Annotated in this window: 18 protein-coding genes and 1 riboswitch; of the genes, 10 read left to right on the top strand and 8 right to left on the bottom strand. The window is 52.7% G+C overall.

What is annotated here, in order from left to right; all coding sequences use genetic code 11:
- Positions 1–44 precede the first annotated feature (44 nt).
- The 4 genes from rplL (at position 45) to shiA (ending at position 10,812) form a co-directional block, all read left to right on the top strand.
- Positions 45–410 carry a 50S ribosomal protein L7/L12 gene (gene rplL, locus BJJ97_RS06430; RefSeq protein ID WP_005970331.1) on the top strand — a complete coding sequence of 122 codons (366 nt, stop codon included), beginning with the start codon at positions 45–47 and terminating at the stop codon, positions 408–410.
- A 327-nt stretch (positions 411–737) separates the two neighbouring features.
- Entirely contained in the window at positions 738–4,766 is a 4,029-nt protein-coding gene (rpoB, locus tag BJJ97_RS06435; RefSeq protein WP_095701241.1) for a DNA-directed RNA polymerase subunit beta, read from the top strand.
- Between the two features lie 106 nt (positions 4,767–4,872).
- Positions 4,873–9,096, top strand: coding sequence for a DNA-directed RNA polymerase subunit beta' (gene rpoC / locus BJJ97_RS06440; RefSeq protein WP_095701242.1), 4,224 nt, complete (start codon positions 4,873–4,875; stop codon positions 9,094–9,096).
- Positions 9,097–9,414: 318 nt separating this feature from the next.
- A complete protein-coding gene (gene shiA, locus BJJ97_RS06445) occupies positions 9,415–10,812 on the top strand; it encodes a shikimate transporter (protein WP_095993413.1) in 1,398 nt (465 codons plus the stop codon).
- Between the two features lie 98 nt (positions 10,813–10,910).
- Here the strand turns inward: shiA and BJJ97_RS06450 are convergent, their stop codons facing one another.
- Entirely contained in the window at positions 10,911–11,102 is a 192-nt protein-coding gene (locus BJJ97_RS06450; protein WP_095701244.1) for a DUF1127 domain-containing protein, read from the bottom strand.
- A 173-nt stretch (positions 11,103–11,275) separates the two neighbouring features.
- On the opposite strand from BJJ97_RS06450, the gene BJJ97_RS06455 reads away from it, so the two are divergent.
- On the top strand, positions 11,276–12,712 hold the full coding sequence (locus BJJ97_RS06455; RefSeq protein WP_039514148.1) for an aminotransferase-like domain-containing protein: 1,437 nt from the start codon (positions 11,276–11,278) through the stop codon (positions 12,710–12,712).
- A gap of 269 nt (positions 12,713–12,981) precedes the next feature.
- Here the strand turns inward: BJJ97_RS06455 and thiH are convergent, their stop codons facing one another.
- The 7 genes from thiH to rsd all read right to left on the bottom strand — a co-directional run bounded on the left by thiH (position 12,982) and on the right by rsd (position 19,364).
- Positions 12,982–14,103, bottom strand: coding sequence for a 2-iminoacetate synthase ThiH (gene thiH / locus BJJ97_RS06460; RefSeq protein ID WP_095993414.1), 1,122 nt, complete (start codon positions 14,101–14,103; stop codon positions 12,982–12,984).
- Complete coding sequence (locus BJJ97_RS06465) at positions 14,100–14,885, bottom strand: thiazole synthase (protein WP_095993415.1); 786 nt, start codon at positions 14,883–14,885, stop codon at positions 14,100–14,102. The genes thiH and BJJ97_RS06465 overlap by 4 nt, the downstream gene beginning before the upstream one ends.
- A 1-nt stretch (position 14,886) precedes the next feature.
- Complete coding sequence (gene thiS, locus BJJ97_RS06470; RefSeq protein WP_095993416.1) at positions 14,887–15,087, bottom strand: sulfur carrier protein ThiS; 201 nt, start codon at positions 15,085–15,087, stop codon at positions 14,887–14,889.
- Complete coding sequence (locus tag BJJ97_RS06475; RefSeq protein WP_095993417.1) at positions 15,084–15,863, bottom strand: HesA/MoeB/ThiF family protein; 780 nt, start codon at positions 15,861–15,863, stop codon at positions 15,084–15,086. Before BJJ97_RS06475 ends, thiS begins: the two co-directional genes overlap by 4 nt.
- A 1-nt stretch (position 15,864) precedes the next feature.
- Positions 15,865–16,506 carry a thiamine phosphate synthase gene (gene thiE, locus BJJ97_RS06480; protein ID WP_095993418.1) on the bottom strand — a complete coding sequence of 214 codons (642 nt, stop codon included), beginning with the start codon at positions 16,504–16,506 and terminating at the stop codon, positions 15,865–15,867.
- Positions 16,503–18,467, bottom strand: a complete 1,965-nt coding sequence (thiC, locus tag BJJ97_RS06485) for a phosphomethylpyrimidine synthase ThiC (RefSeq protein ID WP_095995328.1) — start codon at positions 18,465–18,467, stop codon at positions 16,503–16,505. Before thiC ends, thiE begins: the two co-directional genes overlap by 4 nt.
- 158 nt (positions 18,468–18,625) lie before the next feature.
- Positions 18,626–18,780, bottom strand: a riboswitch (TPP riboswitch).
- A 122-nt stretch (positions 18,781–18,902) separates the two neighbouring features.
- A complete protein-coding gene (rsd, locus tag BJJ97_RS06490) occupies positions 18,903–19,364 on the bottom strand; it encodes a sigma D regulator (RefSeq protein WP_095701251.1) in 462 nt (153 codons plus the stop codon).
- A gap of 108 nt (positions 19,365–19,472) precedes the next feature.
- Here rsd and nudC point away from each other — a divergent pair, with 108 nt between their 5' ends.
- The 5 genes from nudC to hupA all read left to right on the top strand — a co-directional run bounded on the left by nudC (position 19,473) and on the right by hupA (position 23,318).
- Complete coding sequence (nudC, locus tag BJJ97_RS06495) at positions 19,473–20,255, top strand: NAD(+) diphosphatase (RefSeq protein ID WP_095993419.1); 783 nt, start codon at positions 19,473–19,475, stop codon at positions 20,253–20,255.
- A 148-nt stretch (positions 20,256–20,403) separates the two neighbouring features.
- Entirely contained in the window at positions 20,404–21,468 is a 1,065-nt protein-coding gene (gene hemE, locus BJJ97_RS06500) for a uroporphyrinogen decarboxylase (protein ID WP_095993420.1), read from the top strand.
- Positions 21,469–21,483: 15 nt separating this feature from the next.
- A complete protein-coding gene (gene nfi / locus BJJ97_RS06505; protein WP_095993421.1) occupies positions 21,484–22,173 on the top strand; it encodes a deoxyribonuclease V in 690 nt (229 codons plus the stop codon).
- Between the two features lie 77 nt (positions 22,174–22,250).
- A complete protein-coding gene (locus BJJ97_RS06510; protein ID WP_039487688.1) occupies positions 22,251–22,841 on the top strand; it encodes a YjaG family protein in 591 nt (196 codons plus the stop codon).
- 204 nt (positions 22,842–23,045) lie between these two features.
- On the top strand, positions 23,046–23,318 hold the full coding sequence (gene hupA / locus BJJ97_RS06515; RefSeq protein ID WP_005970302.1) for a nucleoid-associated protein HU-alpha: 273 nt from the start codon (positions 23,046–23,048) through the stop codon (positions 23,316–23,318).
- Positions 23,319–23,322 lie beyond the last annotated feature (4 nt).

The raw sequence follows: 23,322 nt of genomic DNA on the forward strand, positions 1-23,322 counted from the left end.
CTTGCTAACGTATAAACTATTTCTGATTCTTAGGAACAATTGTTATGTCTATCACTAAAGATCAAATTCTGGAAGCAGTAGCAGCTATGTCTGTAATGGATGTTGTTGAGCTGGTTTCTGCTATGGAAGAAAAATTCGGTGTTTCTGCTGCTGCTGCTGTAGCTGTTGCTGCTGGCCCAGCTGAAGTTGCTGAAGAAAAAACTGAGTTCGACGTTGTGCTGAAAGCTATCGGCGCTAACAAAGTTGCTGTAATCAAAGCTGTTCGCGGCGCAACTGGTCTGGGCCTGAAAGAAGCCAAAGATCTGGTTGAGTCTGCACCAGCAGTGATGAAAGAAGGCGTGAGCAAAGATGACGCTGAAGCACTGAAAAAATCACTGGAAGAAGCTGGCGCAGAAGTTGAAGTTAAATAAGCCAACCTTTCAGGTTGCAGCCTGATTTATTAGGCTGATGGCTGGTGACTTTTTAGTCACCAGCCTTTTTGCGCTGTAGGGCATCAATGGGGTTTCACATTGTTTAGCCATTGATTTCCCCCAATATTTTTTTCTATTGACGACTTAATATACTGCTTTCCTGCATGGGCACCATGCCTAAGCAAGAGTAACGAAATGGTTTAAGAGTAATAGAAAGACGTATTACGGAAAGTTCTCTATTTTCCGACCAACATAAATAGTGTTGCATGAACTGTCCTTGTTAGGGCAGACAGAGTGGTTCGACTTGTCAGCTAGCTGAGGAACCCTATGGTTTACTCCTATACCGAGAAAAAACGCATTCGTAAGGATTTTGGTAAACGTCCACAGGTTTTGGACATACCTTATCTCCTTTCTATCCAACTTGACTCGTTCCAGAAGTTTATCGAGCAAGACCCGGAAGGTCAGTACGGTTTGGAAGCTGCATTCCGTTCTGTTTTCCCTATAAAAAGCTATAGCGGTAATTCAGAGCTGCAATACGTTAGCTATCGCTTGGGCGAGCCAGTATTTGACGTTAAAGAATGTCAGATCCGTGGTGTGACGTTCTCTGCGCCGCTACGCGTAAAACTGCGCCTGGTGATCTACGAGCGCGAAGCGCCTGAAGGCACCGTTAAAGACATCAAAGAACAAGAAGTTTACATGGGCGAGATTCCGCTCATGACCGATAACGGTACCTTCGTGATCAACGGTACTGAGCGCGTAATCGTGTCTCAGTTGCACCGTAGTCCAGGTGTGTTCTTCGATAGCGACAAAGGTAAAACCCACTCTTCAGGTAAGGTGCTGTATAACGCACGTATTATTCCTTACCGTGGTTCCTGGCTGGATTTCGAGTTTGATCCGAAGGATAACCTGTTTGTCCGTATCGACCGTCGTCGCAAATTGCCTGCGACCATTATCCTGCGCGCGCTGGGTTATTCCACCGAACAGATTCTCGATCTTTTCTTCGATAAAATTGTCTATGAAATCAATGGCAATAAATTGCAGATGGATCTGGTTCCTGAGCGTCTGCGTGGTGAAACCGCATCGTTTGATATTGAAGCGAACGGTAAAGTTTATATCGAAAAAGGTCGCCGCATTACTGCGCGTCATATCCGTCAGTTAGAGAAAGACGGTATTGAGCGCATTGAAGTGCCTGTTGAATATATCGCTGGTAAAGTACTGTCCAAAGATTATATCGACGAGAGCACCGGTGAACTGATCGGCGCAGCCAACATGGAGCTGTCGCTGGATCTGCTGGCTAAACTGAGCCAGTCTGGTCACAAACGTATTGAGACACTGTTCACCAACGATCTTGATCATGGTGCATACATGTCTGAAACCGTGCGCGTCGATCCGTCAAACGATCGTCTGAGTGCGCTGGTTGAAATCTATCGCATGATGCGTCCTGGTGAACCACCAACGCGTGAAGCAGCAGAAACGCTGTTTGAGAACCTGTTCTTCTCTGAAGACCGCTACGATCTGTCTGCGGTTGGTCGTATGAAGTTCAACCGTTCTCTGTTACGTGATGAGATCGAAGGTTCCGGTATCCTGAGCAAAGATGACATCATCGAAGTGATGAAGAAGCTCATTGATATCCGTAACGGTAAAGGCGAAGTGGATGATATCGACCACCTCGGCAACCGTCGTATCCGTTCCGTCGGCGAAATGGCAGAAAACCAATTCCGCGTTGGTCTGGTGCGTGTAGAGCGTGCTGTAAAAGAGCGTCTGTCTTTGGGCGACCTCGATACGCTGATGCCACAGGACATGATCAACGCCAAGCCGATTTCGGCTGCCGTGAAAGAGTTCTTCGGTTCAAGTCAGCTGTCACAGTTTATGGACCAGAACAACCCGCTGTCCGAGATTACGCACAAACGTCGTATCTCTGCACTGGGCCCAGGCGGTCTGACGCGTGAGCGTGCTGGCTTTGAAGTTCGTGACGTACACCCGACTCACTACGGTCGCGTTTGTCCTATCGAAACGCCGGAAGGTCCGAACATCGGTCTGATCAACTCCCTGTCCGTTTATGCGCAAACGAACGAATACGGTTTCCTTGAAACCCCGTATCGTCGTGTGCGTGAAAATGTGGTGACGGATGAGATCCATTACCTGTCTGCGATTGAAGAAGGTAACTTCGTTATCGCACAGGCGAACACCAATTTGGACGAAGAAGGCCGCTTCATCGACGAACTGGTTACCTGCCGTAACAAAGGCGAGTCCAGCTTGTTCAGCCGCGATCAGGTTGAATACATGGACGTTTCCACACAGCAGGTGGTTTCCGTCGGTGCATCCCTGATTCCGTTCCTGGAACACGATGACGCCAACCGTGCCCTGATGGGTGCGAACATGCAACGTCAGGCCGTTCCGACCCTGCGCGCTGATAAGCCGCTGGTTGGTACCGGTATGGAACGCGCTGTTGCGGTTGACTCCGGTGTAACTGCCGTAGCCAAACGTGGTGGTACAGTACAGTACGTCGATGCTTCTCGTATTGTAATCCGCGTTAATGACGATGAAATGTATCCGGGCGAAGCCGGGATCGACATCTATAACCTGACCAAATATACCCGTTCTAACCAGAATACCTGCATCAGCCAGATGCCGTGTGTGTCACTGGGTGAGCCGGTAGAACGTGGTGACGTTCTGGCAGATGGCCCGTCCACCGATCTGGGTGAACTGGCGCTGGGTCAGAACATGCGCGTGGCATTCATGCCATGGAATGGTTACAACTTCGAAGACTCCATCCTCGTTTCCGAGCGTGTGGTTCAGGAAGATCGCTTTACGACCATTCACATTCAGGAACTGGCCTGTGTGTCTCGTGACACCAAGTTAGGGCCTGAAGAAATTACTGCGGACATCCCGAACGTGGGTGAAGCAGCACTTTCCAAACTGGATGAGTCTGGCATCGTTTACATCGGTGCTGAAGTGACCGGCGGTGACATTCTGGTTGGTAAGGTAACGCCGAAAGGTGAAACCCAGCTGACGCCAGAAGAGAAACTGCTGCGTGCGATCTTCGGTGAGAAAGCGTCTGACGTTAAAGACTCTTCTCTGCGTGTACCAAACGGTGTTTCCGGTACGATTATCGACGTACAGGTCTTTACCCGCGATGGCGTGGAAAAAGACAAACGTGCGCTGGAAATCGAAGAAATGCAGCTGAAGCAGGCGAAGAAAGACCTGACTGAAGAATTGCAGATTCTGGAAGCGGGCCTGTTTGCACGTATCCACGCTGTGCTGGTTTCCGGCGGCGTAGAAGCTGACAAACTGGACAAACTGCCGCGCGAGCGCTGGTTGGAACTGGGTCTGACTGATGAAGATAAACAGAATCAGTTGGAACAGCTGGCAGAACAGTATGATGAGCTGAAGCACGAGTTTGAGAAAAAACTTGAAGCTAAGCGCCGTAAAATCACTCAAGGCGATGATCTGGCACCGGGCGTGCTGAAAATCGTTAAGGTTTATCTGGCCGTTAAACGTCAGATCCAACCGGGTGACAAGATGGCAGGTCGTCACGGGAACAAAGGTGTTATCTCCAAGATCAACCCGATCGAAGATATGCCTTACGATGAGAACGGTACGCCGGTCGATATCGTACTGAACCCGCTGGGCGTACCTTCACGTATGAACATCGGTCAGATTCTGGAAACCCACTTGGGTATGGCTGCGAAAGGTATCGGCGAGAAAATCAACGCCATGCTCAAACAGCACGAAGAAGTGACCAAACTGCGTGAGTTCATCCAGAAAGCCTATGACCTGGGCGACGATGTGCGTCAGAAAGTCGACCTGAGCACTTTCTCAGACGAAGAAGTTATGCGTCTGGCTGAAAACCTGAAGAAAGGTATGCCAATTGCAACGCCAGTATTTGACGGTGCAAAAGAGAAAGAAATCAAGGAACTGTTGCAGATGGGCGGTATCCCTACCTCCGGTCAGATTACCCTGTACGATGGACGTACCGGTGAGCAATTTGAGCGTCAGGTTACAGTGGGCTACATGTACATGCTGAAACTGAACCACTTGGTTGACGATAAGATGCATGCCCGTTCCACCGGTTCTTATAGCCTGGTTACTCAGCAGCCGCTGGGTGGTAAGGCGCAGTTCGGTGGTCAACGCTTCGGTGAGATGGAAGTGTGGGCGCTGGAAGCTTATGGTGCAGCTTATACCCTGCAAGAAATGTTGACCGTTAAGTCTGATGACGTGAACGGCCGTACCAAGATGTATAAAAACATCGTGGATGGCAATCATCAGATGGAACCAGGCATGCCGGAATCCTTCAACGTATTGTTGAAAGAAATCCGCTCGCTGGGTATCAACATCGAGCTGGAAGAAAAGTAATTCCAGCCCGTTGTATTGCTGGCATTCGTCATAGGGACACCTGAACGTTGTTTTTAACAACATAGTTCAGGTGTCTATCAGGTCTAACTCCGACAGGAGCCAATCCGTGAAAGACTTATTAAAGTTTCTGAAAGCGCAAACTAAGACCGAAGAGTTTGATGCGATCAAAATTGCTCTGGCCTCGCCAGACATGATCCGTTCGTGGTCTTTTGGTGAAGTTAAAAAGCCAGAAACCATCAACTACCGTACGTTCAAACCTGAACGTGACGGCCTTTTCTGCGCCCGTATCTTTGGGCCAGTAAAAGATTATGAGTGCTTGTGCGGTAAGTATAAGCGCCTGAAACACCGCGGTGTTATTTGTGAGAAGTGCGGCGTTGAAGTGACCCAGACTAAAGTGCGCCGTGAGCGTATGGGCCACATCGAGCTGGCTTCTCCGACTGCGCACATTTGGTTCCTGAAGTCACTGCCTTCCCGTATCGGTTTGCTGTTGGATATGCCGCTGCGTGATATTGAGCGTGTGCTTTATTTTGAATCTTATGTCGTGGTTGAAGGCGGCATGACCAACCTTGAGCGCCGTCAGATCCTGACTGAAGAGCAGTATCTGGATGCGCTGGAAGAGTTTGGTGATGAATTCGACGCGAAAATGGGCGCCGAAGCGATCCAGGCTCTGCTGAAGAATATGGATCTGGAGCAGGAATGCGAGCAGCTGCGTGAAGAGCTGACCGAAACCAACTCCGAAACCAAACGTAAAAAGCTGACGAAGCGTATTAAACTGCTGGAAGCGTTCGTACAGTCTGGTAACAAGCCAGAGTGGATGATCCTGACCGTTCTGCCGGTACTGCCGCCAGATCTGCGTCCGTTGGTTCCGCTGGATGGCGGTCGTTTCGCGACTTCCGACCTGAACGATCTGTATCGTCGCGTGATCAACCGTAACAACCGTTTGAAACGTCTGCTGGATCTGGCTGCGCCGGACATCATCGTACGTAACGAAAAACGTATGTTGCAGGAAGCGGTTGATGCCCTGCTGGATAACGGCCGTCGCGGTCGTGCGATCACCGGTTCTAACAAACGTCCTCTGAAATCTTTGGCCGATATGATCAAAGGTAAGCAGGGTCGTTTCCGTCAGAACCTGCTCGGTAAGCGTGTTGACTACTCCGGTCGTTCTGTAATCACCGTTGGTCCATACCTGCGTCTGCACCAGTGTGGCCTGCCGAAGAAAATGGCACTGGAGCTGTTCAAACCGTTCATCTACGGTAAGCTGGAACTGCGTGGTCTTGCTACCACCATTAAAGCCGCCAAGAAAATGGTTGAGCGTGAAGAAGCCGTCGTATGGGATATCCTGGACGAAGTCATCCGCGAACACCCGGTACTGCTGAACCGTGCACCAACACTGCACCGTTTGGGTATTCAGGCGTTTGAACCGGTATTGATCGAAGGTAAAGCGATCCAGTTGCACCCACTGGTTTGTGCGGCCTATAACGCCGACTTCGACGGTGACCAAATGGCTGTACACGTACCGCTGACGCTGGAAGCCCAGCTGGAAGCGCGTGCGTTGATGATGTCGACCAACAACATCCTGTCCCCTGCGAATGGTGAGCCAATCATCGTTCCTTCTCAGGACGTGGTATTGGGTCTGTATTACATGACGCGTGACTGTGTTAACGCCAAAGGCGAAGGCATGGTGCTCACGGGTCCGAAAGAAGCTGAACGCGTTTATCGCGCCGGTCTGGCCTCTTTGCATGCGCGCGTTAAAGTGCGTATCACAGAAGAGATCAAGAGCATCGAAGGCGAGATCACGCATCAGACCTCGATTATTGATACGACTATCGGCCGCGCCATCCTGTGGATGATCGTACCGAAAGGTCTGCCGTACTCGATCGTTAACCAGCCTCTGGGCAAGAAAGCGATCTCCAAAATGCTGAACACCTGTTACCGCATTTTGGGTCTGAAACCGACAGTTATCTTCGCTGACCAGACTATGTACACCGGTTTTGCTTACGCGGCGCGCTCTGGTGCTTCCGTAGGTATCGATGACATGGTTATCCCGGAGAAAAAAGCCGAGATTATCGAAGAAGCAGAAACCGAAGTTGCCGAGATTCAGGAGCAGTTCCAGTCTGGTCTGGTTACCGCGGGCGAACGCTATAACAAAGTGATCGATATCTGGGCAGCGGCGAACGAACGTGTTGCGAAAGCGATGATGGAAAACCTGTCCGTTGAGGATGTGGTTAACCGTGATGGCGTGGTTGAGCAGCAGGTTTCTTTCAACAGCATCTTTATGATGGCCGACTCCGGTGCGCGTGGTTCAGCAGCACAGATTCGTCAGTTGGCGGGTATGCGTGGTCTGATGGCGAAACCAGATGGTTCGATCATCGAGACACCAATTACCGCAAACTTCCGTGAAGGTCTGAACGTACTCCAGTACTTCATCTCGACGCACGGTGCGCGTAAAGGTCTGGCGGATACCGCACTGAAAACAGCGAACTCCGGTTATCTGACTCGTCGTCTGGTTGACGTTGCGCAGGATCTGGTTGTGACCGAAGACGATTGTGGTACCCATGAAGGTATCATGATGACGCCGGTTATCGAGGGTGGTGATGTTAAAGAACCACTGCGTGAGCGCGTACTGGGTCGTGTAACGGCTGAAGACGTGATCAAACCGGGCACCGCGGACATTCTGGTTCCACGTAACACGCTGCTGAACGAGCAGTGGTGTGACATGTTGGAAGAGAACTCCGTTGACGCCGTTAAAGTACGTTCAGTAGTAAGCTGCGAAACCGACTTTGGCGTGTGCGCCAATTGCTACGGTCGCGATCTGGCTCGTGGTCATATCATCAACAAAGGTGAGGCTATCGGGGTTATCGCGGCACAGTCCATCGGTGAGCCAGGTACACAGTTAACCATGCGTACGTTCCACATCGGTGGTGCGGCATCGCGTGCGGCTGCTGAGTCCAGCATTCAGGTGAAAAACAAAGGTAGCCTGAAACTGAGCAACGTGAAGTTCGTTATGAACAGCAACGGTAAATTGGTTATTACTTCACGTAATACCGAACTGAAACTGATCGACGAATTCGGACGCACGAAAGAAAGCTATAAAGTGCCTTACGGTGCAGTGATGGCGAAGGGGGACGGCTCAGAAGTTGTCGGTGGCGAAACCGTCGCCAACTGGGACCCGCATACCATGCCAGTGGTGACCGAGGTAAGCGGTTTCATCCGCTTTGCTGATATGATTGACGGTCAGACCATTACGCGCCAGACCGACGAACTGACTGGTTTGTCCTCTATCGTGGTTCTGGATAGCGCAGAGCGTACCGGTAGCGGTAAAGACCTACGTCCAGCACTGAAAATCGTTGATGGCAAAGGTGAAGATGTACTGATCCCTGGTACTGATATGCCAGCTCAATACTTCCTGCCGGGTAAAACAATTGTTCAGCTGGAAGATGGGGTTCAGATTGGTGCCGGTGATACATTGGCGCGTCTCCCTCAGGAATCCAGTGGTACCAAGGACATTACCGGTGGTCTGCCACGCGTAGCCGACCTGTTCGAAGCCCGTCGTCCGAAAGAGCCGGCAATTCTGGCAGAGATCAGCGGTATCATTTCCTTCGGTAAAGAAACCAAAGGTAAGCGCCGTCTGGTAATTTCTCCGTTGGATGGCAGCGATGCTTACGAAGAGATGATTCCGAAATGGCGTCAGCTCAACGTGTTCGAAGGTGAAGTTGTGGAACGTGGTGACGTTGTTTCCGACGGCCCAGAGTCTCCGCACGATATCCTGCGTCTGCGTGGTGTACATGCAGTAACACGTTATATCACCAACGAAGTTCAGGAAGTTTACCGTCTGCAAGGCGTTAAGATTAACGATAAACACATCGAAGTTATCGTTCGTCAGATGTTGCGTAAAGGCACCATCGTTAGCGCAGGTGGCACGGAGTTCCTGGAAGGCGAACAGGCAGAATTCTCTCGCATCAAGATTGCTAACCGCCAGTTGGAAGCGGATGGCAAGATTACGGCAACGTTCAGCCGTGATCTGCTGGGTATCACCAAAGCATCTCTGGCGACTGAGTCCTTCATTTCTGCGGCATCGTTCCAGGAAACCACTCGCGTACTGACCGAAGCCGCTGTTGCTGGTAAGCGTGATGAACTGCGTGGCCTGAAAGAGAACGTTATCGTAGGTCGTCTGATCCCAGCGGGTACGGGTTATGCGTACCACCAGGATCGTATGCGCCGCCGTCAGGCGGGTGAAGCGCCAGTCGTGCCTCAGGTGAGTGCCGATGAAGCGTCTGCTAACCTGGCTGAACTGTTGAACGCAGGCTTTGGTAGCAGCGACGACGAATAAGTCTTTTTGCGCTGCGCTATCATGCGGTAAATAACAGAAACCCCGACTATTATGGTCGGGGTTTTTTTATGGCTGCTTCCCTGCGGACGACCTGTCGCAAGCGATGTTAAAAATTTATGGAAGGCGTCCTTGCCTTCCACCCTAGCGGGCCAACGCTGTGCGTTGTTATAAAACGCTCCCTGCGTTTTATTTCTTCCTGAAATTTTTTATAGCGCACATCCCTGTGCACTACCTAAAGGCCGTCGCAAGCGACGTTAAAAATTTCTTCCTGAAATTTTTTGTTGTACAGTAGTGTAAAGTAAATAGAACGGAACCGACATGGACACCTCAACTACGCCAACACTCTCACAGCCTGGCGGCTCATTACCTCAGCAAGATGACTCACTTTCTTCTGATAAAACCCTACAAACACAGTCAGTAAGCCATTCTCCACATCGAGCAAAACGCGCAGCATGGGGCAGTTTTGTGGGAGCTGTTGTTGACTGGTACGATTTCTTGCTGTACGGAATTGTTGCCGCTCTTGTATTTAATACCGAATTTTTCCCACAAATTAGCCCGACGATGGGGACGCTGGCGGCATTTGGTACCTTCGGCGTTGGTTTCCTGTTCCGACCGCTAGGCGGCATGGTGTTTGGTCACTTCGGCGATAAGCTGGGCCGTAAACGAATGTTGATGATCACAGTCTGGATGATGGGCATTTCTACTGCGTTGATTGGCCTGTTGCCGTCGTTTGATTCGATTGGCTGGTGGGCACCCGTGTTGCTGGTGACGCTGCGTGCAATTCAGGGATTTGCGGTTGGTGGCGAATGGGGCGGGGCTGCGCTGTTGGCGGTAGAAAACGCGCCGAAGAAGAAGAAAGCTTTTTACAGCAGCGGTGTACAGGTTGGCTTTGGGGTCGGGTTGTTGCTAGCCACTGGGTCGGTCTCGGTGGTGAGCAATTTGACGACCAATGAAGAATTTACTACCTGGGGCTGGCGTCTGCCGTTCTTATTCAGCCTGATTCTGGTGGCTATCGCCTGGTGGGTACGTAACGGGATGGATGAGTCTCAGGAATTTGAGGCTAATAAAACGCTGGGTGAAAGAGCAAACAAATTGCGTTCGTTCCCTATCATGGAAGCACTTCGCCAGCACCCGAAGGCATTCCTGCTGATCATTGCGCTACGGCTTGGCGAGTTGCTAACGATGTATATCGTCACCGCGTTTGCCCTCAACTATTCCACGACCCATCTTGGTCTATCGCGAGATATTTTCCTGAATATCGGGCTGCTGGTGGGTGCGATCAGCTGCGTGTCTATTCCTTTCTTTGCCTATCTGGCGGATAGCTTTGGCCGCCGCCGTATCTATGTTACCGGTGCGCTTATTGGGGCCGTGAGTGCGGTGCCATTCTTTATGGCGCTGGAAAGCCATAACACGCTGATGATTCTGTTCTTTGCCATCATGCTGGCGAATATTGCTCACGACATGATTGTTAGCGTACAGCAGCCGATGTTTACCGAGCTATTTGGTACGGCGTACCGCTATAGCGGGGCGGGTGTGGGTTATCAGGTCGCCAGCGTGGTTGGCGGTGGGTTTACGCCTTTTATCGCCGTTCTGCTGGTACAGTTTATGGATGGTTCATGGCATGCGGTGGCAGCTTATCTTGCCATTGGCTGCTTACTCTCGGCGATTGTCGGGATGCGGATGAAGGCAACATCGTCGGACGCCTTGCCTGACTAACCTCTTACACTTCACCTATCTTGCGTGCCGATACCGATGCAAAGTCTGTATCGGCACATCTTTACTGTTTTTTTAGTCTACTGTTTTGTGTTGTGGCGCTATCTGAACCGATCGAGATCGCTTCTTTTCAGTCCGATATCCTTGAGTCCGTCATCGCTCATATTTTTTAGTATCTTCAACGTTTGCGCTCTTGCCCGCCAGGCTTTCCACAAGCGGTACGGCAAAATCAGCATGAGCCAAAACGGTGACTCGCGGAACGGTTTTTGTGATCGATTCTCATGAAATTCCATATTTTCCCCCTCGCCAGTGAATGATCGCTATGATGAGGCGAAAGGTATTTTCAATACAGATGCAAAAAATCCATTTTTTTAGCATACAGATTGTGTGATATTGCATCTGAATGGTGATTTTTAGTTGAATCTGTACTGGTTACCGCTGTGAATCTTGATAGGGAATGATACTGATGACGCGTTATCAACACCTGGCTGGGCTGTTAGAGCAACGGATCGAACAAGGTTTGTACCAAAGCGGAGAACGTCTGCCTTCTGTGCGGGCGTTGAGTACAGAACATGGTGTGAGCATCAGTACCGTACAGCAAGCCTATCATCTGCTGGAAACCCGACAGTTGATTATGCCGCAGCCGCGTTCGGGATATTTTGTCGCGCCGCGTAAGGCAACGCCACCCGTCCCCGCGCTGACGCGTCCTGCTCAACGTCCGGTTGAGATCACGCAGTGGGAATCAGTGCTGGAGTTGGTGAATGTGCGTCTGGAAACCAACGTGCTGAAATTTGGCAGTGGAATGCCGGATGTGAGCCAGCCGACCATCAAACCACTGTGGAAAGAGATGAGTCGCCTCTGCCAATATCAGGATCCTCGGGTCTTACAATATGACAGCGTATATGGCGTGCCTGCGTTGCGTGAACAGATTGCCCGCCTTACCGTCGACTGCGGCTGCCAGCTGACTCAGGATGATATTGTGATCACTACCGGATGTCAGGAAGCCTTATTTGTTGCCGTCCGCGCCGTTTGTCAGCCCGGCGACATCGTGGCCGTTGAGTCACCGGCTTTTCCGGGCACGATGCAGATCCTCCGTGGGATGGATATCAAAGCGATCGAGATCCCGACTGACTCGGTGACGGGGATCAGCCTTGAAGCGTTAAGACTGGCGCTGGATCAGTGGCCGATCAAAGCGGTGCTTCTGGTGCCAAGCTGTAACAATCCGCTTGGCTTCATCATGCCTGACGCCCGTAAAAAATCGCTGGTGACGTTGGCGCAGCATTTTGATATCGCGATTATTGAAGATGATGCCTATGGCGAGCTGGCCTATGAATATCCGCGTCCCCGCGCGATAAAATCATTTGATGAAGATGGGCGTGTACTGTTGTGCAGTTCTTTTTCAAAGAACCTGGCACCCGGTTTGCGCGTCGGCTGGATCGCCCCAGGGCGCTATCTGGAACGTGTGATCCATACAAAATACATCAGCACGGGATCGACCGTGGTACAGCCCCAGCTAGCCGTGGCGGAATTTATTCGTAACGGACACTATCAGCCTCATTTACGCCGTATGCGCGCTCAGTACAAAGCGAATCTGGATACGTTTACCTGCTGGGTACGTGAGTATTTTCCATCCAATATTTGTGTGAGTCGCCCGCAAGGTGGCTTTCTGATGTGGATTGAGCTACCCGAATATTTTGATTCGCTCAAACTCAGCCGTGAGGTCAGAAAAGCGGGCATACAGATCGCCGCGGGTTCGCTCTTCTCCGCCTCAGGAAAATACCGCAATTGTCTTCGACTCAATTATGCCAATCGCTTCACAGAAGAGATGAGGGAAGGGTTGCGCATCGTGGGCAGTGAAATCGCGAAGATGATGCACACTTTTCCTGACCAGAACGTAACCTGATTAATTTTAAGGAAGGGCCGATACGGGTAAGGATAAGCCCCGTATCGGCGGGTTGATGTGCAGAGTCGATAAGTAGCAAACGGCTCCGGCCAGCAAGCTCTGTCATCATGCTCAGGCTTGCCAACGACGCTACTGTATTCTTCGTCGAAGGCCGTGACGATAGGCTGAATGTCATCTTGCGCGGCGCTATCCTGAGAATATTGCCTTCCGTGTAATTCTCATTCCGGCCTGCGAGCCGCTTCGCAAATTAGGCATATCGCCACGGTTTGCTACCGACCCAAATAACCGTCCCAGTCTTTCCATACGGGCTGGAGACCTGCACGTATGATGGCCTGCGCCACCTCTTCAGGGCGCCGCGAGTCATGCGGTGAAAACTGTTCCAGTTCAGGATGGTCGTCGGCGTAGCCACCCGGCTGGGTCTTGGAAAATGCGCTGACGTTGTTAATCGCGATAGGAATGGCATGATCGCGAAAGAAAGGTGATTCGCGCGTGGACAGCGACAGCTCAATGTCCGGTGACAGCAACCGGAATGCGCAAATCACCTGCATGAGCTGCGCTTCATCCATGAGTGACGCCGGTTCAATGCCGCCCGCACAGGGGCGCAGACGAGGGAACGAGATAGAATAACGGCTCTGCCAGTAGCGCTGTTGTAAGTGCAGTAGGTGTTCCGCCACCATGTAGCAGTCGGTGCGCCAGCTATTGGACAGACCGATTAAGGCACCTAGCCCGATCTTGTCGATCCCCGCACGACCGAGTCGATCCGGTGTGGCGAGTCGCCAGTGGAAATCCTGTTTTTGTCCTTTGAGATGGTGCAGCTGGTAGGTCGCCGGATGATAGGTTTCCTGATAGACCATCACGCCATCCAGACCTAGTGCTTTTAATTCGGCGTACTCGTCCTGCGACAAGGGTTGAACTTCAATCATCAGCGAACTGAAGAGCGGTCGGATCAGCGGAAAAACGCGACGAAAATAATCCATGCCTACTTTACGCTGGTGTTCGCCGGTCACGAGCAACAGGTGTTCAAACCCCAGTTCCTTGATAGCGGCGCATTCACGCAGGATCTCTGCCTCATCCAACGTTTTTCGCTTGATGTGGTTACTCATCGAAAAGCCGCAGTAGGTGCAGTCGTTGGAGCACAGGTTGGACAGATACAGCGGTACATAAAAGCTTACCGTATTGCCGAAACGCTGTCGGGTGAGCTGCTGCGCCCGTTGCGCCAGCGGTTCCAGATACGCACTGGCGGCAGGTGAAATGAGCGCCATAAAATCGTCGCGCGTCAGGTGTGGTGCAGCAAGCGCTCGTTCAACATCGCGTGCGGTTTTACCGTTGATGCGCAGCGTTAGGTCATCCCAGTCGAGCTGTTCCCAGACGGTTTGAAAGTCGGCGTTCATCGCTCTGTCCCTTCCGTTTGCTGATGCAGAAAACCAGTGAGCGGGCTGGTGGCGCTGGCGACAAACTGCTTACTTCCCAGACCAGCCTGACGAGCAAGCCCACCAGCATCGACTGCCAGCCGGAATGCCTGTGCCATCGCCACGGGATCGCGGGCAACGGCGATGGCCGTGTTGACCAGAACGGCATCCGCCCCCATTTCCAGTGCATCAGCCGCATGGCTGGGCGCGCCAATGCCCGCATCGACAATCACCGGAATGCGAGCCTGTTCGATGATGATGCGCAGAAAATCACGCGTTTGCAGTCCCTGATTGGAGCCGATCGGTGCGCCCAGCGGCATCACCGCCGCGCAGCCGACTTCTTCCAGCCGTTTGCACAGTACCGGGTCGGCACCGCAGTAGGGCAGCACCGTGAATCCCTCTTTTATCAGCTGTTCGGCGGCCTTCAGGGTTTCGATAGGGTCGGGCAGCAGGTATTTCACATCGGGGTGAATCTCCAGCTTCAGCCAGCGGGTGCCCAGCGCTTCTCGCGCCAGTCGGGCTGCAAAAATGGCCTCGTCTGCGGTTTTGGCACCCGACGTATTCGGCAGCAGTTTAACGCCGAGCTGGCGTAGCGGGGCGAGAATGGCGTCGTTGCCGCCGTTCAGGTCAACGCGTTTCATCGCCATGGTGACTAACTGCGATCCAGAAGCCTCAAGTGCTGCCAGCATCAGTTCTGGCGTGGCGAATTTCCCGGTGCCGGTCAGCAGCCGTGAAGTGAATGTCGTATCGGCAATGTGCAGCATGTCATCCTCCCGCTATTGCCTGAAAAAGCAAAATATCATCACCGTTTTGCACCTGGTGCTGTGACCAGTTGGCGTGCGGGATAATGGTTTGGTTGATAGCCAAGGCTGTGCCAGGCTGGAGCCGATTGATCTGGCTCAGCAGCGCCTCAACCGTGATGGCCTCTGGGCATTCAAAGGGCTCATCATTCAACGTGATTTTCATGCCGAGCCCCCGCATACCGGGCAATGGGGCGCGCGCGTCAACTGGAGCGTATTCCAGCTCTGCTGTTTGCCATTGAACATTCTCAGCTTGCCGTCCAACGCAGACGGCATACCTGCCAGCAGCTTGATCGCTTCCAGCGCCTGAAGCGTGCCAATCACGCCGACCACCGGCCCCAGCACACCTGCGGTACGGCAGTTGCGCTGGGGTTCGGACGTATCGGGATACAGGCAGGCGTAGCAGCCAGCGTGATAAGGCGGCGTGAAGACGGCGAGCTGGCCGCTGAAACCGACGGCGCTCCCGCTGATGAGCGGCTTGCCTGCGCTAAAGCAGGCGGCGTTAACCTCATGGCGAGTGGTCATATTGTCGCTGCAATCCAGCACCAGATCGACGCGGCTAACGGCGTGGCGTAACGCCTCACCGCTGAGCCTCTCGGTAATCGCAATCGCTTCTGAGTGCGGGTTTAACGCCTGTAGCTGACGCTGGGCTAGCATGGCTTTGGGCTTGTCGGTGTCGGAGGTGCGATACAGAATCTGGCGTTGCAGATTGCTGATATGCAGCGAGTCATCATCGGCAAGCAGTAACGTGCCGACCCCTGCGGCTGCCAGATAGAGTGAAGCGGGCGCACCCAATCCACCCAGCCCAACCAGCAGAACGCGGGCGGTTTTGATCTTCTCCTGACCGTCCGGGCCAATATCTTCCAGCATCAGCTGACGGCTGTAGCGCATGAATTCGCTATCGCTCAGTCCGGCAGACGTTGGATGGGGATTCGTTACCATGTCATTCCTCCCGTCCTTCAATCATCCTGAGCAGCGTCGCGGTTGCCTGCCGCCAGTCCGGTGCCTGCGTAATGGCGCTGACGACGGCAATGCTGCCGACGCCCGTTTTCAGCACCGCAGGCACTCTGTCGATGCTGATGCCGCCAATTGCAACGGTGGGGAAACGGTCTTGCAGATCGGCTATGTGGCGCGTCAGTTCGGCCAACCCTTGCGGCGCTGATGGCATATCTTTGGTTTGTGTCGGGAAAATATGCCCCAGCGCGATGTAGGACGGGTTGATCGCCACCGCACGCGCCAGTTCACGATCGTCGTGCGTGGAGACGCCTAAGCGCAGGCCGGCTTTTTTTATCGCGGCCAGATCGGCGGTATCCAGATCATCCTGACCCAGATGTACGCCGTATGCCTGATGTTTGACGGCCAATTTCCAGTAGTCATTGATGAATAGCTGCGCCTGATAGCGACGACCCAAGGCGATCGCCTGGATCACGTCACTTTCGGCTTGTTCATCTGACCGATCTTTGATTCTCAGTTGGATCGTTTTCACCCCGACGCCGAGTAGTCGCTCGATCCATTCCACGCTATCGACGACGGGATACAGCCCCAGCCGCTGCGCCGTTGGGGCAAAAGGCGTTGAGTCCGTCATTTGCTTACCTCGGTTTGCAGGCTGGTGGCGCTGTGATAAAGCTCGCTGCCGCGTGAGCGGAATTCTTGCGACATCTGTTCCATACCGACTTCAATCGGTTTGGCTTCCGCTTCCTGTTTCGCCGCGTAGTCGCGTACTTCCTGTGAGATTTTCATCGAGCAGAATTTGGGGCCACACATGGAACAGAAATGGGCGACTTTACCGGATTCTTGCGGCAGGGTTTCATCGTGGTAGGCGCGAGCCGTTTGGGGATCGAGCGCCAGATTGAACTGGTCTTCCCAGCGGAATTCGAAGCGCGCTTTTGACATGGCGTTATCACGGATCTGCGCGCCGGGGTGGCCTTTTGCCAGATCGGCGGCGTGAGCGGCGATCTTGTAGGTAATCAGCCCCTGTTTGACGTCTTCTTTGTTCGGCAAGCCAAGATGTTCCTTCGGTGTCACGTAGCAGAGCATCGCGCAGCCGAACCAGCCGATCATGGCAGCCCCGATGCCAGAGGTGAAGTGATCGTAACCCGGTGCGATATCGGTGGTTAGTGGGCCGAGCGTGTAGAACGGCGCTTCATGGCAGTGCTCCAGTTCTTCGGTCATGTTGCGGTGGATCATCTGCATCGGCACGTGGCCGGGGCCTTCGATCATCACCTGAACGTCGTATTCCCAGGCAATCTTGGTCAGCTCGCCCAGCGTATGCAGCTCGGCAAACTGGGCTTCGTCGTTGGCATCCTGAATGGAGCCTGGGCGTAAGCCGTCACCCAGTGATAGCGCGACGTCGTAAGCGGCACAAATTTCACAGATTTCACGGAAGTGTTCGTACAGGAAGCTCTCTTTGTGATGCGACAGGCACCACTTCGCCATAATGGAACCGCCGCGTGAGACGATGCCAGTCAGGCGTTTGGCGGTCATCGGGACGTAGCGCAGCAGCACACCGGCGTGAATGGTGAAATAGTCCACCCCCTGTTCCGCTTGCTCCAGCAGCGTATCGCGGAACATTTCCCAGTTCAGGTTTTCCGCCACGCCGTTCACTTTCTCCAGCGCCTGATAAATCGGTACCGTCCCGATTGGCACGGGGCTGTTGCGCAGAATCCACTCACGGGTTTCGTGAATATAGCGACCAGTTGAGAGATCCATCACCGTATCTGCACCCCAGCGGGTAGACCAGACCAGCTTTTCCACCTCTTCTTCGATGGAGGAGGTCACGGCGGAGTTGCCGATATTGGCGTTAACCTTCACCAGAAAATTGCGTCCAATAATCATCGGCTCTGATTCTGGGTGGTTGATGTTGGAAGGGATAATGGCACGGCCGGCGGCCACTTCCTGACGAACGAATTCCGGCGTGATGTTCTCCGGTAGAAGGGCGCCGAAACTTTGCCCCGGATGCTGCTGGCGCAGCACGTCAGTGCGAATACGCTCGCGTCCCATATTTTCGCGAATGGCGATAAATTCCATTTCGGGGGTAATCACGCCCTGTCGCGCATAGTGAAGTTGAGTAACGCGTTTGCCCACTTTGGCACGTAAAGGTCGTGGAAAGTGCTCGAAGCGCAGATGATCCAGACCGGCATCCGCCAGACGCTGTTGGGTGAAATCGGAGCTGACGCCAGATAGCGCCTCGGTATCGTGACGTTCTGCAATCCAGCTGGCGCGCAGCTTCGCTAGCCCAACGCGGACATCGGGTTGCGCAGCGGGATCGCCATAAGGCCCTGACGTATCGTAAACCGGGATTGGCTCATTGGGTTCGTATTGGGGGTTGTCTTTACTGCCACCGAGTAGCGTCGGGCTAAGCTGAATCTCCCGCATCGGTACGTGGATGTCATCACGCGAGCCCGCAAGGTAGATACGATTGGAATTAGGGAAGGCGGTTCCCTGTAAGGTTTCAATAAACTGCTGGGCGGCGGCACGCTGTTCACGGCGACCCGATTTGGATGCTGTGGATAGCTCTGGTTTTACAGATAATGGTTCTGTAGACAATGGGTTTACAGATAACGGTTCTTTAGACAAGGGTTCTGTAGACATAGCAAGTTCCTGTAAGACGTAAAGGGAAGATTGCTTGTCTGGAGCCGGAGGGAGTAATAATGATATTGAGCGTCAGAGCAGGTAGGTGGGAATACACAGCCTTGGGCTCAATGAGGTGCATTACTCTTGTTCCCTTCGCAGGTATTAACCCGATCAGGTTCCGCGGATCCCGAATTAACGGTCTCAGCCTGTGCGCTCATAAGTTTCGTCATAACGATTGATTTCGTAAAACAAAACATGAGCACGCTAGGCACTCCGACAAGATATGCCCGTCTCTTAAACGGGCCAATAAAACCCCTACACTGTATGTCGGCAAAACGCGGATGTCAAAGCGTGCCGCTTTTGCCTGTGCAGCGTGTGATGATTTACTTAAATAGCGTCAAATGACCACTATTTGTCGTAAACCTGCTGGATCATGTTGTCTTCTAACGTAAAACGTTCTTCCAATGCTTCGCCGACGTGAGAGAGTGCCTGCTGGAATTCGAGGCAGTTATCATGGTCAATGGCTGCCGCCAGATGGCTATCGTAAAACGTCATGATTTGCTGCGTGTTATTTTGCAGGGCGAGGTCGAGCTGGGTGGAAAGCGCTAATACTTGTTCGCTGTGGGTCGCTGCTTCATGCAGCATTTTTTCGTATAAATGAAAGTGGCCGGTAGAAAGATAGTCCACCAGATTCTGGCAAAAATTATCCAATGCCTCTTCATCCAGAAGAGAAAGCGTTTCCTTGTTCGGCTTGATGCCAACCAGATGATAGTAAGCCACCAGAAGCCGCTTACGCGCTTGTAGCCATTGGTCGATTAACGCATTATTGCCACCAACGTATTCAGTTAGACTTTGTAGCTGGTTTAGCATTGTTGACTCCGTGAACGGTAAGAAATAACTGAAATCCCAGTTATAAAACTTATGTAATCACTCTGAATGTAAAATGCCAGTGAAGTGGCAGTGGAGCAATAAAAAGATATGGAACAGACGCTAAAAGGTGACGAAACCGGCTGGTGGGTGGTTAGCGATGCGGTACAAATCTGGCTCCCTCGGGGAGAATTACCGCGTGGAACGGCTACGGCGTGGGCGTTGCAGGGGAAAACGGCTCGCCAAATCGGCGAATGGCAAGGGCTGCCTGTCTGGCTGGTCTGTCAGGGACGAGATTCCGATATGGCATCAGTTCGCCAGTTGCTCGATCAGGACGTGGGCTTATTCCAACTGGCGGGGCGAGGCGTACAGTTGGCCGAATTCTATCGCTCTCATCGTTTTTGCGGTTATTGCGGCCATGAAATGGTGCGGAGCAAAACGGAGCTGGCGTGCTTATGTCACCACTGCAAAGAGCGCTATTATCCGCAGATCGCGCCTTGCATCATCGTCGCGATTCGCCGTGGCGAGGAAATTTTGCTAGCGCAGCACAATCGGCATCGCGGAAACATGTACACCGTGCTGGCCGGGTTTGTCGAAGTGGGCGAAACGCTGGAGCAGACGGTCGTGCGTGAGGTGATGGAAGAGAGCCAAATTCAGATAAAAAACCTGCGTTATGTGAGTTCGCAGCCTTGGCCATTCCCTCATTCACTGATGATGGCGTTTATGGCCGACTATGCGGGTGGCGAAATCAAGCATGACCCGAAAGAGCTGCGTGACGCGGGCTGGTTCCGTTATGACCAACTCCCGCAGTTGCCTCCTCCGGGCACCGTGGCGCGTCGGCTTATCGAAGATACGGTGATACTGTGCCGTGCTTATCATGAGAACGAAGGCTGACATGGTACTATTGGCGTCATGAATGGCTCGCGTACACCGCGCACCTGCGTCATCGCGTATTCGCTTCATAAAGCGTTTGCCTTATAACGCATCCGTTTCATCACATCTATCCGGTGTAGAACCGCCGTGAGGTTGAAAGGAAAAGAACATGACTGATCTGAAAAACGATCGCTATTTGCGGGCGTTATTACGCCAACCCGTTGATGTCACCCCGGTGTGGATGATGCGTCAGGCGGGGCGTTATCTGCCGGAATATAAGGCAACGCGCGCGCAGGCTGGTGATTTTATGTCGCTGTGTAAAAACGCAGAGCTGGCTTGTGAAGTCACGTTACAACCTTTACGGCGCTATGCGTTGGACGCAGCGATCCTGTTCTCTGACATTCTCACGATACCTGATGCCATGGGCTTAGGGCTTTATTTTGAAGCAGGGGAAGGCCCACGCTTTCATTCTCCGATCACGTCTCATGCCGATGTGGTTAACCTGCCGGTTCCCGATCCAGAGCAGGAACTCGGTTATGTGATGAATGCTGTGAGGACGATCCGTAAAAGTCTCGCTGGGGAAGTGCCGCTGATTGGCTTCTCGGGCAGCCCGTGGACGCTGGCAACCTATATGGTTGAAGGCGGTAGCAGCAAAGCGTTTACCGTCATCAAGAAAATGATGTTCGCCGAGCCTAAAACGCTACACCTGTTGCTGGATAAGCTGGCTGATAGCGTCATTCTTTATCTCAACGCGCAGATTCGTGCGGGTGCGCAGGCGGTGATGGTATTCGATACCTGGGGCGGCGCGCTGAGCGGGCGTGACTACAAAGAATTCTCCCTGCATTACATGCATAAGATTGTTGATGGTTTACAGCGCGAGAATGAAGGCCGCCGTGTGCCCGTGACGCTCTTCACCAAAGGTGGAGGACAATGGCTGGAAGCGATGGCGGAAACAGGCTGCGACGCGCTGGGGCTGGACTGGACGAGCGATATTGCTGACGCACGCCGTCGTGTAGGCGACAAAGTCGCGCTACAGGGAAATATGGATCCGTCGATGCTGTATGCCGATCCGGCACGGATCGAGCAGGAAGTGGCATCGATCCTGGCTGGATTTGGGCAAGGCAACGGCCATGTGTTCAATCTGGGTCACGGCATTCATCAGGATGTGCCGCCGGAGCATGCGGGCGTGTTTGTTGAGGCCGTCCATCGGTTATCTCGCCCTTATCACGCATGATTCACAGGAGGTGATGTGATTGATACACAACGGCTGCGGGCTGAACAGTTGGCCCGCGCTTCTGATGTGATTCGGCACGACGATTTACCTTTTGAGCAGCCCGCGTTTATCGCGGGTGCGGATGTTGGCTTTGAGCAAGAAGGCTCAGTAACCCGCGCTGCGATTGCGGTAATGCGCTATCCTTCGTTGGAACTGATAGAATACAAGATTGCACGTATCAGCACGACAATGCCTTACATTCCCGGCTTTCTTTCGTTTCGTGAATGCCCTGGGCTACTCGCTGCGTGGGCGTTGCTTGAACAAAAACCGGATCTGCTGTTTGTCGATGGGCATGGGATTTCCCACCCGCGTCGCCTCGGCGTTGCTAGCCATTTCGGCCTGTTAGTTGATGTTCCGACGATTGGCGTGGCGAAAAGCCGGCTTTGTGGCCGGTTTGAGCCGTTGGCAGAGGGCGTTGGCAGCCAGCAGCCGTTACTGGATAAGGACGAGCAGATTGGCTGGGTATGGCGCAGTAAAGCGCGCTGTAATCCGCTGTTTGTGGCGACGGGGCATCGAGTCAGTGAGGATAGTGCATTGTACTGGGTACAATCTTGTATGCGCGGCTACCGTTTACCGGAGCCGACTCGTTGGGCTGATGCTGTCGCATCAAATCGTCCCGCGTTTGTGCGTTGGCAACGGCAGCAAGCCGCTAACGTATTGTCGTAAAACTTTAGGAATTCAGGCATAGGGCGTCACTGTGATTTCAGGTACACTGCCGTCCGTCGCCGTTAATGAGCATAAAAATGTTACGTAACCCCATTCATTTACGTCTGGAAAAGCTGACGAGCTGGCAACATGTCACTTTCATGGCATGTCTTTGTGAACGTATGTATCCAAATTACCACGAGTTTTGTCGTCAAACAGAATTCGGCGACGCGATGGTTTACCGTCGCATTCTCGATCTGGTATGGGAAACATTGGTTGTTAAAGATGCGAAGGTCAATTTCGATAGCCAGTTGGAAAAGCTGGAAGAAGCGGTTCCCGCTGCTGAAGATTACGATCTTTACGGCGTCTACCCGGCTATTGATGCCTGCATCGCACTGGGCGAGCTGATTCATTCGCGTTTAAGCGGTGAAACGCTGGAACATGCGATAGCGATTAGCGAAACGTCTATCCGCACGGTTGCCATGCTGGAAATGACGCAGGCGGGCAAAGAAATGACCGACGATGAGCTCAAGGTTTTGCCTGCAATTGAAGAAGAATGGGACATCCAATGGGAGATTTTTCGCCTGTTGGCGGCCTGCGAAGAACGGGACATTGAGTTGATCAAAGGGCTCCGTTCCGATGTGCGCGAGGCCGGAAGTAGTAACATCGGGATAAATTTGCATCAATAACGCGATAAAACGTGATTTAAGGCCTGAAATGGCCTGTCTTAAGGCTTCACATTCGCACCCTGTCTGGTCTACATTTGGGGGGCGTAAAAAAAGTGGCTGTCGGTGCGTGTATGCAGGAGAGTGCTATTACACCCTGAAACGGGAAAGGGCATATCCGTCGCACTCGATGCTTAGCAAGCGATAAACACACTGTAAGGATAACTTATGAATAAGACTCAACTGATTGATGTAATTGCGGACAAAGCTGATCTGTCAAAAGCACAGGCTAAAGCAGCTCTGGAATCAACTTTGGCGGCAATTACCGAGTCTCTGAAAGAAGGTGATGCAGTACAATTAGTTGGTTTTGGTACGTTTAAAGTGAACCATCGTAATGAGCGCACTGGCCGCAACCCACAAACCGGTAAAGAAATCAAAATTGCTGCTGCCAATGTGCCAGCGTTTGTTTCTGGCAAGGCTCTGAAAGACGCTGTTAAATAAGCCC

This window comes from Pectobacterium polaris (genome assembly GCF_002307355.1).
Classification (GTDB): domain Bacteria; phylum Pseudomonadota; class Gammaproteobacteria; order Enterobacterales; family Enterobacteriaceae; genus Pectobacterium; species Pectobacterium polare.